The organism is Rodentibacter mrazii (assembly GCF_001998825.1).
Taxonomy (GTDB): Bacteria; Pseudomonadota; Gammaproteobacteria; order Enterobacterales; family Pasteurellaceae; genus Rodentibacter; species Rodentibacter mrazii.
The window spans coordinates 1-15,008 of sequence record NZ_MLHG01000055.1; the positions used below are offsets into that span (position 1 = coordinate 1).

The following is a 15,008-nucleotide window of genomic DNA, read 5'->3' on the forward strand; positions in this document are numbered from 1 at the left end:
TTTAGAATAATTTTGAATATAATATAGTCATAAAATCCATTTTGGTTTACGCCATGTAAATAGGTGTTTTATGGCTATTGTTTTATTTAACCCTATTAGATAATCTCGGAAGGTGAACATGATTTCAGGTATTCCAGCGTCCCCAGGTATTGTTTTTGGTAAGGCGTTAGTTCTTAAAGAAGAAAAAATTGTTCTCGATACAACAAAAATTACCGATGAGCAAATTGATGCTGAGATTGCGCGTTTTTATGAAGGTCGCAGTGCTGCCATTGAACAGTTAAATTCGATTAGAGATCGTGCGTTTGCTTCATTGGGTGAAGAAAAAGCGGCAATCTTTGAAGGTCATTTAATGATTCTTGAAGATGAAGAACTTGAGGAGGAAATTATTGACTATTTGCGTTCACATAAAGTGAATGCGGGTGTGGCAGCAAGTAAAATCATTGATCAACAAGTGGAAATGTTGTCTGAAATTGACGATGAATACTTGAAAGAGCGTGCCGGTGATATCCGTGATATTGGTAACCGTTTAGTCAAGAATATCCTCGGTATGCATATTGTTGATCTTGGTGATATCAACGAAGAATCTATTCTTGTCGCTTACGATTTAAAACCATCGGAAACAGCACAATTAAATCTAGATAAAGTACTTGGTTTTATCACAGATATTGGTGGACGCACTTCCCATACTTCTATTATGGCCCGCTCCTTGGAATTACCGGCGATTGTTGGTACCAATAATGTGACCGAAAAAGTGAATACCGGTGATTTCCTGATTCTTGATGCCGTAAATAATAAAGTCTATATTAATCCAACCCAAGCCCAAATCGATGAATTAAAAGCCTTAGAAGCAAAATTAGCGGAAGAAAAAGCGGAATTGGCAAAATTAAAAGATCTTCCGGCAGTGACATTAGATGGGCATAAAGTTGAAGTAGTAGCAAATATTGGTACTATTCGTGATTGTGACGGTGCGAACCGTAACGGTGCAGAAGGTGTGGGTTTATACCGTACTGAATTCCTCTTTATGGATCGTGATCAACTCCCAACGGAAGAAGAACAATTTATTGCTTATAAAGAAGTTGTAGTGGCAATGGCTGGGCGTTTGGTTGTGCTTCGTACTATGGATATTGGCGGTGATAAAGAGTTACCGTACTTAAATCTCCCAAAAGAAATGAACCCGTTTTTAGGCTGGCGCGCGATTCGTATTGCACTTGATCGTCGTGAAATTCTTCATGCTCAGTTACGTGCCGTGTTACGAGCTTCCGCATTTGGCAAATTAGCCGTAATGTTCCCGATGATTATTTCTGTGGAAGAAATTCGTGAATTAAAATCCGTGATTGAAACTTTGAAAGAGGAATTACGCGTAGAAGGTAGGGCCTTTGATGAAAATATTCAGATTGGTGTAATGGTAGAAACCCCGTCTGCTGCGGTAAATGCAAATTTCTTAGCAAAAGAAGTGGATTTCTTTAGTATTGGTACTAATGATTTGACGCAATATACCTTAGCGGTTGATCGCGGTAATGAATTAATTTCTCATCTTTACAATCCAATGCAACCATCGGTACTTGGCTTAATTAAACAGGTTATTGATGCTTCTCATGCAGAAGGTAAATGGACGGGGATGTGTGGTGAATTAGCGGGTGATGAGCATGCAACCTTGCTCTTGTTAGGTATGGGATTAGATGAATTTAGTATGAGTGCAATTTCTGTACCTCGTATTAAAAAAATCATTCGCAGTGTGAATTTCCAAGATGCAAAAGAACTTGCGGACAAAGCATTACAGAAACCAACCGCAGCGGAAATTGAGCAATTAATTAAAGAATTTTTGGCAGAAAAAGCATTAAACTAGATACAAGATTAGTGTTTTAAGCTAGAATATCAGTCGTCTTAATGGATAGGAGATTAAAATGGGCTTATTTGACAAACTATTCGGTTCTAAAGAGAACAAATCAGTGGAAGTCGATATTTATGCACCGCTTTCCGGTGAAATTGTGAATATTGAAGATGTACCTGATGTAGTATTTTCAGAGAAAATTGTTGGTGATGGTATTGCTATTCGCCCTAAAGGTAACAAAATTGTTGCACCGGTTGACGGCGTAATTGGCAAAATTTTTGAAACCAACCATGCATTTTCAATGGAATCAAAAGAAGGTGTGGAGTTATTTGTTCATTTCGGCATTGATACTGTTGAGTTAAAAGGTGAGGGCTTTACCCGAATTGCTCAAGAAGGTCAATCTGTGAAGCGTGGTGATACCATCATTGAATTTGATCTTGAGTTGCTTGAAGCGAAAGCAAAATCCGTATTAACACCGGTTGTGATTTCTAATATGGATGAGATTTCAAATATTGAGAAGAAAACAGGTGAGGTTGTTGCCGGTGAGTCGGTAGTATTAACCCTTAAAAAGTAATTTTGTATGAGATTAAAAAGTCCGCCATTGTGCGGATTTTTTATTTAGATTTGAGAGAACAAAATGATTTATAAATTAACCGGTGCTTTACAACATTATGTCTGGGGCGGACAGAATTATATCCCTCAATTATTGAATATTCCCTCCAAAGAGAATCAACATTACGCCGAGTGGTGGTTAGGGACTCATTCCTCAGCTCCATCTGTAATCGAAATAGGTGATAAAGCGTTATCGCTGACTGAATTTTTACAACAAAATCCGACCGCACTTGGTGAAAAAAGTCGAGAAATCTTTGGTGAAGGATTACCCTATTTATTGAAGATTCTTGATGTGGCAAAGCCACTTTCTATCCAGTTACACCCAACTAAACGACAAGCGGAAATAGGTTTTGCAAAGGAAAATGCTGCTGGGATTGATTTAAAAGATCCGAAACGAACTTATAAAGATAATAATCATAAACCTGAAATGATGATTGCTTTGTCTGATTTCTGGTTGTTGCACGGTTTTAAAAAGAAAGAAAAAATTCTCGCAACATTGGCTGAGCGCTCCTCACTTGCGCCATTGGCTGAAAAATTACGTAATCAGGATTGCCATTCCTTTTATGCGGATGTGATGCAAGCGGATCAAACCCAGTTATCTCAATGGCTTGCCCCGATTATTAAGCAAAATCATGAAGCCTATGCAGCCAATGAACTTGGGCTAGAAAATCCTGATTATTGGCTACGTTATTCTATGGAAGCCATGGATATTTCACCGGAAAAATTGGATGCGGGTTTAGTGTGTTTTTATCTTTTCAACATTGTTCACCTTAAAAAAGGCGAGGGGATTTACCAAGAGGAGGGTATTCCACACGCTTATTTACGTGGGCAAAATATTGAATTAATGGCATGTTCCGATAACGTCATTCGTGGTGGATTAACGCCAAAATATGTGGATATTCCGGAACTATTGAAAGTGATGGATTGTCATGAAGTGGAACCACAAATTATTCCTGCTGCCTCTCATGATGTGCGCGTATTCACTTATTCCACACCGGCAAAAGATTTTGCCTTACAAAATATTCAATATGAATGTGGTGAAACGCATCATCTCAAAATTCAGAGCGCAGGGATTTTAATGGTAATGAAAGGGCAGCTCAATTTACACTCGGAAACCACCGCACTTTCCCTTAAACAGGGGGAATCTGCTTTCATTACTTCCGGTTCTTCTTATGAAATCGAAGGATTATCGGAAGGCTATGCTGTCGTTGCCAAGCTACCTTAATGAGCGAATGTAATGAAGGATAATTGGATATTGTGAGCTCCCTCATAAAATCCAATATTCTTTCTGAATGAAAGGTAAAATTCAGTTATAGTAACCCCCCGCATTTATTCTGCGAATATCTACACGCAATGGGAAATTCTTGTGGTGATGCGGAAGATTATTTTCAAGCAATGGAGCGCCATTGTGGGGCGCGGCTTTGTGTGGGAATGGTGTATAGTGAAACGGAAAGTTACCTTGATAAACATCAGGCAACACAATTTGCTTTGTATAAAACAACGCCGAAAACTAATCATGTTCCCTATTTAAAACCTCAAGAGAATGGATGTCATATCGGTTGTCAGCATTTTAGGATTAAAAGAGCGCGAGATAGACTCTCGATTCCATTGTGATAAAGCGTTCAGCTTTAGCCTTTCGCCTTATACTCAAGAAGAATTAGGCGCAAAAAAACATCATGATGAATTAGAAGAAAGCGGTAGCACGATATTATGTGTTGACTATAAAATGAGCAGCATCGGTTTTAATTCCTGAGGATCACGTTTGAAAGAAAAAATATCGCTTAAATGAAACCCAATGGGATTGGGAAATAAGATTTTCATCGTTCTAACGAAAAAAGTGCGGTTGATTTAACCGCACTTTGAGGAAGTAAAGACTTATTGCCTATTTTAAATGACGCTCTTGATGACCGGTATAAATTTGTCTTGGGCGGACAATTTTTAGGTTCTCTTCGTTCATTTCTTTCCAGTTAGCAATCCAACCGACTGTTCTACCTAGTGCGAAGATGACAGTGAACATTGACACCGGAATGCCAATAGCTTTTAAAATAATACCGGAATAGAAGTCGACATTCGGATAGAGTTTGCGTTCAATAAAATAGGGGTCGCTTAGGGCAATGCGCTCAAGCTCCATAGCGACTTCTAATAATGGGGTGGTGACGCCAAGCTCTTGTAACACTTCGTGGCAGGTTTCACGCATAACTTTGGCACGAGGGTCGTAGTTTTTGTACACACGATGTCCGAAACCCATTAAGCGGAACGGATCATTTTTATCTTTTGCCCTGGCGATAAATTCCGGAATCCGATCTACCGTGCCGATTTCTTCTAACATTCTTACGCAAGCCTCGTTTGCACCGCCATGGGAGGCTCCCCATAAAGAGGCAATTCCTGCAGCGATACAAGCAAATGGATTTGAGCCTGATGAGGCGACACTACGCACAGATGAGGTAGAGGCATTTTGTTCGTGATCAGCGTGTAGAGTAAAAATTCTATCCATTGCTCGTTCTAACACCGGGTTCACGACATAAGGTTCACAAGGTGTGGCGAACATCATATATAAGAAGTTACCTGCATAGGAGAGGTGATACTGTGGGTACATAAATGGGCGGCCAATGCTATATTTATAACACATTGCTGCTAGAGTAGGCATTTTTGCCAATAAACGAATCGCTGTACGATCAATGTTTTTTTCTGTTTGGAAATCATTATTGTAGAATGCGGCTAACGCACTACTTGCTGCGCACATCACCGCCATTGGATGGGAATCGCGACGGAAACCTTGAAATAGGCGGGTAAATTGATCGTTTACCATATAATGTGCGCAAATTTCTTTTTTGAACTCGGTGAGTTGTTCTTCTGTAGGCATTTCGCCTTCTAACAATAAATATGCGGTATCAAGATAAGTTTTATTGAAGGCTAATTCATCTATTGGATAACCTCGGTGTAATAAAATACCTTGATCACCGTCAATGTAAGTAATGCTGGATTCACAAAGTGCGGTGGAGGTTAACCCCTGATCGTAGGTAAATAAACCTTGTTTTTGCAGCGCTTCTACGCCGATAGCATTATAGCCTAAAGTGCCTTGGTAAACCGGTAAGGCAATTTTCCGACCATCGCTTAAATGAAGTTCTGCGGTTAAAGTTGGATGTAAGTTTGGCATATTAAGTCTCCTTATTTATATGTTTGCGTTATACTACTGTTTGGAAAATTAAACCGTTAACTTTGTTAGAATATTGGTCGATTTGATCGAAATTCATATAGCGATAGGTATCGTCTTTATCCAAATCAAGACTTTGCACATATTGCAAATATTCTTCCGGTGTTGGAGTGCGACCCAGTAAGGCACAGACAGCGGAAAGTTCTGCTGAAGCGAGATAAACGAATGCTCCTTTACCCATTCGATTTGGGAAGTTGCGGGTTGAGGTGGAAACGACAGTTGCACCGTCTGCCACACGTGCCTGATTACCCATACAAAGTGAACAACCAGGTACTTCAATACGTGCGCCGCTCTTGCCGTAAATACTATAATAACCTTCATCGCTTAATAGATGTGCATCCATTTTAGTTGGTGGCACAATCCACAGACGGGTTGGAAGCATTCCTTGGTGTTGATTGAGTAATTTACCGGCAGCACGGAAATGTCCGATATTCGTCATACAAGAGCCAATAAAGACTTCATCGACTTTATCACCTTGTACCTCAGATAATAGACGGGCATCATCGGGATCATTTGGGGCACATACAATTGGTTCTTTGATGTCGTTGAGATTAATTTCAATGACGGCCGCATATTCTGCATCTTTATCCGCTTCTAACAATTGCGGGCTAGCAAGCCAATCTTGCATTGCTTTAATTCGGCGTTCAAGTGTCGTTTTATCGCCGTAACCTTCGGCGATCATCCATTTCAGTAGCACAACATTAGAATTGAGGTATTCGATGATAGGTTCTTTATTGAGCTTGATACTACAAGCAGCCGCTGAGCGTTCGGCAGATGCATCAGAAATTTCAAAAGCTTGTTCTACTTTTAGATGTTCCAGCCCTTCAATTTCAAGGATTTTTCCCGAGAAAATATTTTTCTTTCCTGCTTTTTCCACGGTGAGTAGCCCTTGTTGAATAGCATAGTAAGGAATGGCGTGGACTAAATCTCGTAGTGTAATACCAGGTTGCATTTCTCCGCTAAAGCGAATTAAGACAGATTCAGGCATATCCAATGGCATAACGCCTGTTGCTGCGGCAAATGCCACTAATCCGGAACCGGCTGGAAAAGAAATTCCAATTGGGAAACGGGTATGAGAATCTCCCCCGGTACCTACGGTATCCGGTAATAACATACGGTTTAACCAAGAATGGATTACGCCATCGCCGGGACGTAATGAAACGCCGCCTCGATTCATAATGAAATCTGGTAAGGAATGGTGAGTTACCACATCTACCGGTTTTGGATAGGCTGCTGTATGACAAAATGATTGCATGACTAAATCAGCAGAGAAACCCAAGCAGGCTAAATCTTTTAATTCATCACGAGTCATTGGGCCTGTAGTATCTTGTGAGCCGACACTGGTCATTCTCGGTTCGCAATACTGTCCGGCCCGAATACCTGTTACTCCACAGGCTCTCCCTACGATTTTTTGAGCAAGGGTAAAGCCCTTATTATTTTCATTAGAGACTTGTGGTTTGGCAAAAACATCGCTTTCCGGTAGACCTAGCTCTACTCGTGCTTTGTGAGTTAAGCCTCGCCCGATGATCAATGGAATGCGTCCACCCGCTCTCACTTCATCAAGTAATACATCCGTTTTAAGTTTAAAGGTTGACAGAATTTCGTCGGTATTGTGTTTGCACACTTTACCTGCATAAGGGTAAATATCGATCACATCCCCCATATTAAGCCGGCTTACATCAAGCTCAATGGGGAGTGCTCCGGCATCTTCCATTGTATTAAAGAAAATCGGTGCAATTTTGCCACCAAGCACAATGCCGCCGGTGCGTTTATTTGGAATATAAGGCATATCTTCGCCCATTAGCCATAGCACTGAATTAGTGGCAGATTTTCGGGAAGATCCCGTTCCTACTACATCGCCGACATAAACCAATGGAAAACCCTTTTGTTTTAATGATTCAATTTGTCTCATTGGTCCAATAACACCCGCTTCATCAGGTTCGATCCCTTCTCTTGGATTTTTTAACATAGCCAATGCATGTAAGGGGATATCAGGACGTGACCAGGCATCTTGTGCCGGTGACAGATCATCCGTATTGGTTTCACCAGAGACCTTAAATACGGTATAGGTTAATTTTTCAGCTAACTGAGGGCGAGATAAAAACCATTCGGCATCAGCCCAAGATTGTAGAATCTGCAGGGCATAAGTGTTGCCTTGTTTGGCTTTTTGAGCGACATCATAAAAGTTATCAAACATTAATAAGGTATGAGATAAAGCTTCCACTGCTAATGGAGCGAGTTTGTCAATTTCTAGCGTATCAATTAGTGGTTCGATATTGTAACCGCCCTGCATTGTGCCTAATAATTGCACCGCTTTTTGTGGTGAAATCAAGGGTGATTGCGTGTTTCCTTTAATTAAATCGGCTAAAAAAGCCGCTTTCACATAAGCTGCTTCATCAACGCCTGTGGGAATGCGGCTTTCAAATAATTCAACTAACAGATTTTGATTTTCCGGAGGTGGGTTTTTTAGTAGCTCGATTAATTCTGCGGTTTGTTGGGCATTGAGTGGAAGAGGGACGACACCTTGAGCAGCCCGTTGGTTAACATGGGTTTGGTATTCAGTTAAAAACAACATATGCGATCTCCATCTGAATGAAAAATAATAGAAGGTCGTGAGTAAAGATTTAGTAAATTTATCATGGAAAAGGAATACAACTATAAAAAGTAAATTACTTACATATTACTCACAATGTCTTGTGCGAATTCCATGGTAGAACGCAATTTAGCATTCTCCAGCGTTTCGGCTAAATCTAAGGTTACAGTTTTATTGGAAATAGTTTTCGCTACTGCTTTTACGACTAAATCTGCTGCTTCCGTCCATCCTAAATGACGTAACATCATTTCACCGCTCAAAATAATTGAACTCGGATTCGCTTTATTTTTCCCTGCGATTTTAGGTGCGGTGCCGTGAGTTGCTTCAAAAATAGCTGTCTCCACCCCAATATTTGCACCGGGTGAAATACCGATACCGCCAACTTGGGCAGCCAGAGCATCGGAGATATAGTCACCGTTCAGATTCAAGGTTGCGATCACATCATAATCTTTAGGGTGTAACAGCACTTCCTGCAAAAATGCATCAGCAATACAGTCTTTTATGATAATTTCCCGTCCGGTTTTTGGGTTTTTCAATTTGTGCCAAGGACCGTTATCAATCATTTCAGCACCAAATTCTTGTGCGACTTGATAACCCCATTCTTTAAATGCCCCCTCGGTAAATTTCATAATATTACCTTTATGCACTAAAGTGAGTGAGCGACGATCATTATCAATAACATATTGCAATGCGGAACGTACTAAACGCTGTGTCCCTTTTTTTGATACTGGTTTAATGCCAATACCGCATTGTTCAGTGAAACGAATTTTTTTTACGCCCATTTCATTACGTAAAAATGCAATGACTTTATCCGCTTCTATTGAGCCGGCTTGCCATTCTACTCCAGCATAAATATCTTCCGAATTTTCACGGAAAATGACCATATCAATAAATTCAGGATGTTTCACCGGGCTTGGTGTGCCATCATAATAACGAACCGGACGTAAACAGTTATACAAGTCCAATTCTTGTCGCATTGTGACATTCAATGAACGAATGCCGCCCCCCACTGGTGTCATCAATGGACCTTTAATCGCAATATGATATTGTTTAATCGCGTTTAATGTTTCTGCTGGCAACCAAGTATTTTCACCGTAAACTTGATTGGCTTTTTCGCCGGCATAAATTTCTAACCAATCAATTTTACGTGCCGTACCATAGGCTTTCGATACTGCGGCATCAATGACCAAACGCATCGCAGGTGTGACATCTACGCCGATACCATCGCCTTCAATAAATGGAATAATAGGATTGTTTGGGACATTGAGGGAGCCATCTTGATTTAGTGTGATTGCTTGGCCATTCGCTGTTGCTACTTTTTTGTGTTGCATAGTTTCACCTCATAGAGTTGGGTTAGGGCTGAGTTGAGGAAAAATTTTCTTCAACTGTATGGCAAGTATAATCCTTATACACACTAAATAACAATATATTTACAAAAATATAAAATAATTTAAATGGTTTCCGGTTTGATATGGCTTAGAATTGGGAATATATCCAATATTAACGAGTTTTTGAATCGAAGGAAGCAATGATGATGTTGGTGATTCTCTCCAAGTAAAAAATAAAAAGGCTAAGCCCTAATGAGTACAGAACTTAGCCTTCAAATGAAGTGAAGTCAAACTTTTTTGAAGTGTAGATCAATTTTAGGTTTTAAATGCTGCAAAAATTGACCGCACTTTCACGAATATTTAAATATGACTGGTTAATTACGCCACTACACCAAATTGTTGTTTAATTAATGCTTCAAAATCGGTGCATCCGCCAATTGGTTTTTCATCAATGAAGATTTGTGGCACTGTTTCAACAGGTTTTCCCACTGATTTGGATAAATCTTCTTTCGTAATGCCTTCAGCGTGAATATCAACATAACGGTAATTGAAATCAGCAACTTCACCTTTTAATTTTTCAGCAAGATTTTTGGCTCGGACACAATAAGGACAACCGGGACGACCAAAAATAACAACAAACATAATTTTCTCCTATTCATGTTAAGTCTTCGCAATTCTACTCTTTTTTTGATTGGTCACAAACCGTTTTTCAGGATTGTTATGATTGGTATAATGTATCGCTATTTTTAATTTGGAATTTTCCTATGAAATTGTTAATGCTTTGTCGTGAGGCGCGTTTATACAGTTGTCAACGTTTGAAAGAAGTCGCAATACAATGCGGACATGAAATGGATATTTTAGATCCGAATCGCTGTATTCTAAAACTCACGGAAAATTCACCGCACTTTGACATTTATTACCAGCCAAAGGAAGGCGAGGCTTATCTTTTGCCCGATTATGATGCGGTGTTACCACGTTTCGGCACGGCAAGTACAAAAATGGGCGGTGCCGTATTACGCCATTTCCAAGCAAAAGGCGTCTATTGTTTGAATAAGGAAAGGGCATTTTTAATCGCACGTGATAAATGGCAAAGTTTGCAAATCTTGCGAGAACAGGACATTGCGGTACCTAATAGTCAATTATCAGGCGTTGAGACTGAACCTAAAACGGCTATTCAGAAAATGGATTTACCTTTAATTATCAAAACGTTAAATGGTTCTCAAGGGATTGGCGTGATGTTGATGGAAACATCACAAAGTGCGGTCAGTATTTTAGAAACGTTAAAACAAGCAAATGTGCCGGTATTGTTGCAAGATTTTATTGATGAAGCGAGAGGCGAGGATATTCGTTGTTTTGTGATTGGCGATAAAGTTGTGGCTAGTATGCAACGTATGGGGCGGGAAGGGGAATTTCGTGCTAATTTCCATCGTGGAGGATCCGCACAAAAAATCATTTTAACCGATGAAGAAAAGCGATTGGCTGTAAGCGCCACAAAAGCGTTAGGACTCGAAGTTTCGGGCGTGGATCTTATCCGTGCTAAATCGGGTTTATTGGTGTTAGAAGTCAATGCAAGCCCGGGCTTGGAAATGATTGAGAAAACCAGTGGTGTGGATGTTGCGTTACAGATGATTTTATATTTAGAGAAAGCGGTTTCACAAAAATAAACAGTGAATAGTTTATTCACCTGTTTATTATCCTTTTAAATTCTGTTGAGGATCGTAATTGGGCGGTAGCTCCGGCATCGAATTTTCTTCGTCAAAGGGCTCACTCGCGGGTTGATATTGAAATTCTTGTTTATTTTGATCGCTCTTTTCTTGACCTAATAATTGTAGTTGTAATTTTACAAAGCTACTTTTCGGTGAAAGCCAAATATTGATAAATGCTTGAGTAAATTTCGGATCAAATTCATGATCCAACACAGTATCGTTAGCGATAAAATAGCCTTTATTTTCTAATGCTACGAAATTTAAAATGTCATTTGGTGAAAAATCAGGAAAAATTTCCTGCATTTTTTTTAACCAAGCTGTGGTGTCATCTGTATCGAATTGCTGCGCTTCCATTTCTTTTATTAGGGTGATAGCGAAGTTTTTGCCTTCAATAGGCTTTTTATATTTGATGGAAAACATCAGCGGATATTGATTTTCTTGGTATGAACCGTTTTCAGAAAAAAGCCCCACACTATACACGTGGAAAGGCCCCCAAGTATATTCAGCGTTACCCACTAACTGCCAATGAGCGGAAAGTGCGGTTGAAAAAAAAGCTAAAATTGTCACGAAAAGAAATTTAATCTTCATATTGTTTTTTCACGGTTCAATATCGCACGGATTATAGCAAAAACACCTAAAAAACCACAAATAAAAGGCGAGTGAATTACCCGCCTTTGACCGTTATTTTATCGGTAAGTTTATTTTAAACTTCCCACCATATCTTCAGGGCGTACCCATTTGTCGAAATCTTCCGCTGAAACTAAGCCAAGGTTGATGGCTTCTTCGCGTAAGGTTGTGCCGTTTTTATGTGCGGTTTTAGCAATTTTCGCCGCATTTTCGTAACCGATATGGGTGTTTAGTGCGGTCACTAGCATCAATGAATTTTCAAGTTGTTGTTTAATGCGTGGATAATTCGGTTCAATTCCTACTGCACAATGTTCATCAAAGGACACGCAAGCATCACCTAATAATTGTGCAGATTGTAGGAAATTGGCAATCATCACAGGGTTAAACACATTTAATTGGAAATGACCTTGTGAGCCCACAAAAGCAATCGTGGTATCATTACCGAACACTTGGGCGCAAACCATTGTCAGTGCTTCACATTGGGTTGGGTTCACTTTGCCCGGCATAATGGAAGAGCCCGGTTCATTTTCCGGGATTAAAATTTCACCGATACCGGAACGAGGACCGGATGCCAATAAACGAATATCGTTAGCGATTTTGAACAAACTCATGGCAAGTTGGCGTAATGCACCGTGGGTTTCTACGATGGCATCATGTGCTGCTAATGCTTCAAATTTGTTGTCAGCGGTAACAAATGGAAGTCCGGTAAATTTGGCGATGTAATCCGCCACTTTTACATCATAGCCTTTCGGCGTGTTTAACCCTGTACCTACTGCCGTACCGCCAAGAGCTAATTGGCTTAAATGAGGAAGAGTGTTTTTTAATGCACGTAAGCCGAAATCTAATTGTGTGGCATAGGCAGAAAATTCTTGACCTAAAGTTAATGGTGTTGCGTCCATTAAATGGGTACGACCGATTTTCACCACATCTTTAAATGCTTCAGATTTTGCCGCGAAGGTTTTTTGTAAACGCTCAACGCAAGGAATAGTGTGTTCCACCACTTTTTTGTAGGCTGCAATGTGCATTGCTGTTGGGAAAGTATCATTGGAGGATTGGGATTTATTTACATCATCGTTCGGGTGAATGATGGATTTTTCTCCTAATTTTCCGCCATGTAAAACATGGGCTCGATTTGCCACCACTTCATTGATATTCATATTTGATTGAGTACCGGAGCCGGTTTGCCAAATCACAAGCGGGAACTGATCGTCTAATTTGTGAGCAAGGATTTCATCGCAGGCTTGGGCGATTAAATCGCGTTTTTCAGCAGGCAACACGCCTAAATCGTGATTCGCAAAAGCAGCGGCTTTTTTCAAATAACCAAAGGCTTCAATAATTTCAGCCGGCATTGAGGCTTCAGGTCCAATTTTAAAGTTATTGCGAGAACGTTCGGTTTGTGCCGCCCAATATTTGTCGGCAGGAACTTGAACTTCGCCCATTGTGTCTTTTTCAATACGAAATGCCATTATGATACTCCTTAATAGAATAAAAATTAAAAGTGGCTTGATTCTAACACCTAGAAATTATGAATGGAACGAGGCAGGAGTGCTAAAAATCAGTTTTGTGATGTAGATCATAAAAGTGCGGTCGGTTTTATTAAGGTTTTTATTTCTCGAATATTTTGCATTGAATTTCATCAGCAATAACTTGCGTTTTACTTGGGGAAAGTAAATGAAAATGATAGAAAGAAAAACAGGTTACCCGTTTATTTTTTCTCAATTTTTCGGTAGAATCACTCAGTTTATAGTTTAGTGAATTTGAGGCGAAAAAATGACAAAAAATGCACAGTTTTACATTCTGACAGAGCAAAGCCCATTCACTGTTGAACAACTAGCCTGTAATTTAGCCGCCTCAGCTTGGCGTTTAGGAAAACGGATTTTGATTGCGTGTGAAACGGAACAACAAGCACTGGATATCGATGAGGCACTTTGGCAACGGGATCCCAATGAATTTGTGCCGCATAATCTATCGGGCGAAGCGACTCAATATCCGACACCCATTGAGATTTCATGGCATGGAAAACGCAATGCACAGCGACGTGATTTGCTTATCAACTTGCAGCGAGACGTTCCGGAATTTAGTCATAGCTTTACGCAGTTAATTGATTTTGTTCCTGTGGAGGAAATGCCAAAAGCGCAAGCTCGAGAGCGTTATAAACAACTCCGTATGCAAGGTTGGCAACTTTCCACCGAAAATACTTAATTTTACTAAAACCCTAAGGATCTAATATGATAAAACTTTCTTTGCCAATTTTTATAGGATTAAGCGTTTTAACTTTAGCCGCTTGTGATAATCAAGAAGCAAAAGCACCTGAAAAAGTGACCGCACTTTCTGAAAGTAAGGTTGAGTCAATGCCTGAGAAAGCGCAGGTTTCGGATACCTCTAAAGATAAAACGGTTTCATCGGTCGTTAAAGATGAGGAAGTTAAAAATATTGCTGAAGTTGAAAAGGTAGAGAAAAAAACTGTTGAAGAAGTGAAAACTACCGTTGAAAAACCAACCGTAGTTTCTAATGTTGAGAAAAAAGAAACTGCAGAAAAAGTAGTGCATCATTCAGCAAAACCACGTAAAACAGCAACAAACAGCTATTTAAAAGAGCAAAAAGCATTATTGCAAGTCCTCGAATCCCAATATCAACAAATTCGTTGCACAGCGGAAGCTGCAAAATTAGGCGAGTATAGTTTCTGTCGCCAAGAAGAACGCCGTTTATTTTTAGAAATTGAGCGGGTAAAAGGTGAAATTCGGTTGAATCAGTAATAAAAACTCCCGATATTTTAACCGCACTTTAAGAAACAAATGCAACCGAACGATATTACTTTCTATCAACGCTTTGAAGCCGATATTTTCGCAGGGCGAAAAACGATCACCATTCGAGATAAATCCGAAAGTCATTTTAAAACAGGTGATATTTTGCGTGTCGGGCGGTTCGAGGATAATCAATATTTCTGCACCATTGAAGTATTAAGTGTTTTGTCTATTACTTTAGACAAATTAATAGGACAGCACTATAAGCAAGAAAATATAGTGTTGGTGGAATTAAAAACTATCTGGGAATTTATTCAATGAATGATAAGTTTTATATGATTGATTTTCAGAGA

Annotated in this window: 15 protein-coding genes; 9 read left to right on the forward strand and 6 right to left on the reverse strand. The window is 39.8% G+C overall.

All coding sequences use genetic code 11. The features are described 5' to 3' along the window. Positions 1-118 precede the first annotated feature (118 nt). From ptsI to BKK47_RS12790, 5 genes are all read left to right on the forward strand, one after another. Complete coding sequence (ptsI, locus tag BKK47_RS08775) at positions 119-1,846, forward strand: phosphoenolpyruvate-protein phosphotransferase PtsI (RefSeq protein ID WP_077494481.1); 1,728 nt, start codon at positions 119-121, stop codon at positions 1,844-1,846. Between the two features lie 58 nt (positions 1,847-1,904). Further along, positions 1,905-2,405 carry a PTS glucose transporter subunit IIA gene (crr, locus tag BKK47_RS08780; protein WP_077494482.1) on the forward strand — a complete coding sequence of 167 codons (501 nt, stop codon included), beginning with the start codon at positions 1,905-1,907 and terminating at the stop codon, positions 2,403-2,405. Positions 2,406-2,468: 63 nt separating this feature from the next. Beyond that, a complete protein-coding gene (manA, locus tag BKK47_RS08785) occupies positions 2,469-3,668 on the forward strand; it encodes a mannose-6-phosphate isomerase, class I (RefSeq protein WP_077494483.1) in 1,200 nt (399 codons plus the stop codon). Positions 3,669-3,796: 128 nt separating this feature from the next. After that, entirely contained in the window at positions 3,797-4,057 is a 261-nt protein-coding gene (locus tag BKK47_RS12715) for a beta-galactosidase small subunit-related protein (RefSeq protein ID WP_244149128.1), read from the forward strand. Further along, positions 3,987-4,196 (forward strand): beta-galactosidase small subunit-related protein, encoded by a 210-nt coding sequence (locus BKK47_RS12790; protein ID WP_279626173.1) that lies wholly within the window; start codon positions 3,987-3,989, stop codon positions 4,194-4,196. Before BKK47_RS12715 ends, BKK47_RS12790 begins: the two co-directional genes overlap by 71 nt. Positions 4,197-4,325: 129 nt before the next feature. Here BKK47_RS12790 and BKK47_RS08795 read toward each other — a convergent pair whose 3' ends face one another. The 4 genes from BKK47_RS08795 to BKK47_RS08810 form a co-directional block, all read right to left on the reverse strand. After that, positions 4,326-5,600 carry a citrate synthase gene (locus tag BKK47_RS08795; RefSeq protein WP_077494484.1) on the reverse strand — a complete coding sequence of 425 codons (1,275 nt, stop codon included), beginning with the start codon at positions 5,598-5,600 and terminating at the stop codon, positions 4,326-4,328. A 28-nt stretch (positions 5,601-5,628) separates the two neighbouring features. Next, the gene (acnB, locus tag BKK47_RS08800; protein ID WP_077494485.1) at positions 5,629-8,232 is read right to left on the reverse strand and encodes a bifunctional aconitate hydratase 2/2-methylisocitrate dehydratase; all 2,604 of its coding nucleotides are present in this window, start codon (positions 8,230-8,232) and stop codon (positions 5,629-5,631) included. Positions 8,233-8,330: 98 nt separating this feature from the next. Continuing rightward, positions 8,331-9,581, reverse strand: coding sequence for an NADP-dependent isocitrate dehydrogenase (gene icd, locus BKK47_RS08805; protein WP_077494486.1), 1,251 nt, complete (start codon positions 9,579-9,581; stop codon positions 8,331-8,333). Positions 9,582-9,956: 375 nt separating this feature from the next. Then, on the reverse strand, positions 9,957-10,220 hold the full coding sequence (locus BKK47_RS08810; RefSeq protein WP_077494487.1) for a GrxA family glutaredoxin: 264 nt from the start codon (positions 10,218-10,220) through the stop codon (positions 9,957-9,959). Positions 10,221-10,342: 122 nt separating this feature from the next. Between BKK47_RS08810 and BKK47_RS08815 the strand changes: the two genes are divergently transcribed. Next, positions 10,343-11,242, forward strand: a complete 900-nt coding sequence (locus BKK47_RS08815; protein WP_077494488.1) for a RimK family alpha-L-glutamate ligase — start codon at positions 10,343-10,345, stop codon at positions 11,240-11,242. A 27-nt stretch (positions 11,243-11,269) separates the two neighbouring features. Here BKK47_RS08815 and BKK47_RS08820 read toward each other — a convergent pair whose 3' ends face one another. Further along, entirely contained in the window at positions 11,270-11,872 is a 603-nt protein-coding gene (locus BKK47_RS08820) for a chalcone isomerase family protein (protein WP_077494489.1), read from the reverse strand. A 110-nt stretch (positions 11,873-11,982) separates the two neighbouring features. Continuing rightward, on the reverse strand, positions 11,983-13,377 hold the full coding sequence (fumC, locus tag BKK47_RS08825; RefSeq protein ID WP_077494490.1) for a class II fumarate hydratase: 1,395 nt from the start codon (positions 13,375-13,377) through the stop codon (positions 11,983-11,985). Positions 13,378-13,681: 304 nt separating this feature from the next. On the opposite strand from fumC, the gene BKK47_RS08830 reads away from it, so the two are divergent. Genes BKK47_RS08830 through yqfB form a run of 3 tightly spaced genes read left to right on the forward strand, consistent with a single transcriptional unit; the run spans position 13,682 to position 14,976 of the window. Further along, a complete protein-coding gene (locus tag BKK47_RS08830) occupies positions 13,682-14,113 on the forward strand; it encodes a DNA polymerase III subunit chi (protein ID WP_077494491.1) in 432 nt (143 codons plus the stop codon). A 26-nt stretch (positions 14,114-14,139) separates the two neighbouring features. Next, a complete protein-coding gene (locus BKK47_RS08835) occupies positions 14,140-14,667 on the forward strand; it encodes a hypothetical protein (protein ID WP_077494492.1) in 528 nt (175 codons plus the stop codon). A 39-nt stretch (positions 14,668-14,706) separates the two neighbouring features. Then, complete coding sequence (yqfB, locus tag BKK47_RS08840; RefSeq protein WP_425271848.1) at positions 14,707-14,976, forward strand: N(4)-acetylcytidine aminohydrolase; 270 nt, start codon at positions 14,707-14,709, stop codon at positions 14,974-14,976. The last annotated feature ends 32 nt before the right edge of the window (positions 14,977-15,008 follow it).

Coding starts and splice junctions, on each gene's coding strand:
- ptsI (WP_077494481.1), top strand. CDS start 119: ATGATTTCAGGTATTCCAGCGTCCCCAGGTATTGTTTTTGGTAAGGCG.
- crr (WP_077494482.1), top strand. CDS start 1,905: ATGGGCTTATTTGACAAACTATTCGGTTCTAAAGAGAACAAATCAGTG.
- manA (WP_077494483.1), top strand. CDS start 2,469: ATGATTTATAAATTAACCGGTGCTTTACAACATTATGTCTGGGGCGGA.
- BKK47_RS12715 (WP_244149128.1), top strand. CDS start 3,797: ATGGGAAATTCTTGTGGTGATGCGGAAGATTATTTTCAAGCAATGGAG.
- BKK47_RS12790 (WP_279626173.1), top strand. CDS start 3,987: ATGGATGTCATATCGGTTGTCAGCATTTTAGGATTAAAAGAGCGCGAG.
- BKK47_RS08795 (WP_077494484.1), bottom strand. CDS start 5,600: ATGCCAAACTTACATCCAACTTTAACCGCAGAACTTCATTTAAGCGAT.
- acnB (WP_077494485.1), bottom strand. CDS start 8,232: ATGTTGTTTTTAACTGAATACCAAACCCATGTTAACCAACGGGCTGCT.
- icd (WP_077494486.1), bottom strand. CDS start 9,581: ATGCAACACAAAAAAGTAGCAACAGCGAATGGCCAAGCAATCACACTA.
- BKK47_RS08810 (WP_077494487.1), bottom strand. CDS start 10,220: ATGTTTGTTGTTATTTTTGGTCGTCCCGGTTGTCCTTATTGTGTCCGA.
- BKK47_RS08815 (WP_077494488.1), top strand. CDS start 10,343: ATGAAATTGTTAATGCTTTGTCGTGAGGCGCGTTTATACAGTTGTCAA.
- BKK47_RS08820 (WP_077494489.1), bottom strand. CDS start 11,872: ATGAAGATTAAATTTCTTTTCGTGACAATTTTAGCTTTTTTTTCAACC.
- fumC (WP_077494490.1), bottom strand. CDS start 13,377: ATGGCATTTCGTATTGAAAAAGACACAATGGGCGAAGTTCAAGTTCCT.
- BKK47_RS08830 (WP_077494491.1), top strand. CDS start 13,682: ATGACAAAAAATGCACAGTTTTACATTCTGACAGAGCAAAGCCCATTC.
- BKK47_RS08835 (WP_077494492.1), top strand. CDS start 14,140: ATGATAAAACTTTCTTTGCCAATTTTTATAGGATTAAGCGTTTTAACT.
- yqfB (WP_425271848.1), top strand. CDS start 14,707: ATGCAACCGAACGATATTACTTTCTATCAACGCTTTGAAGCCGATATT.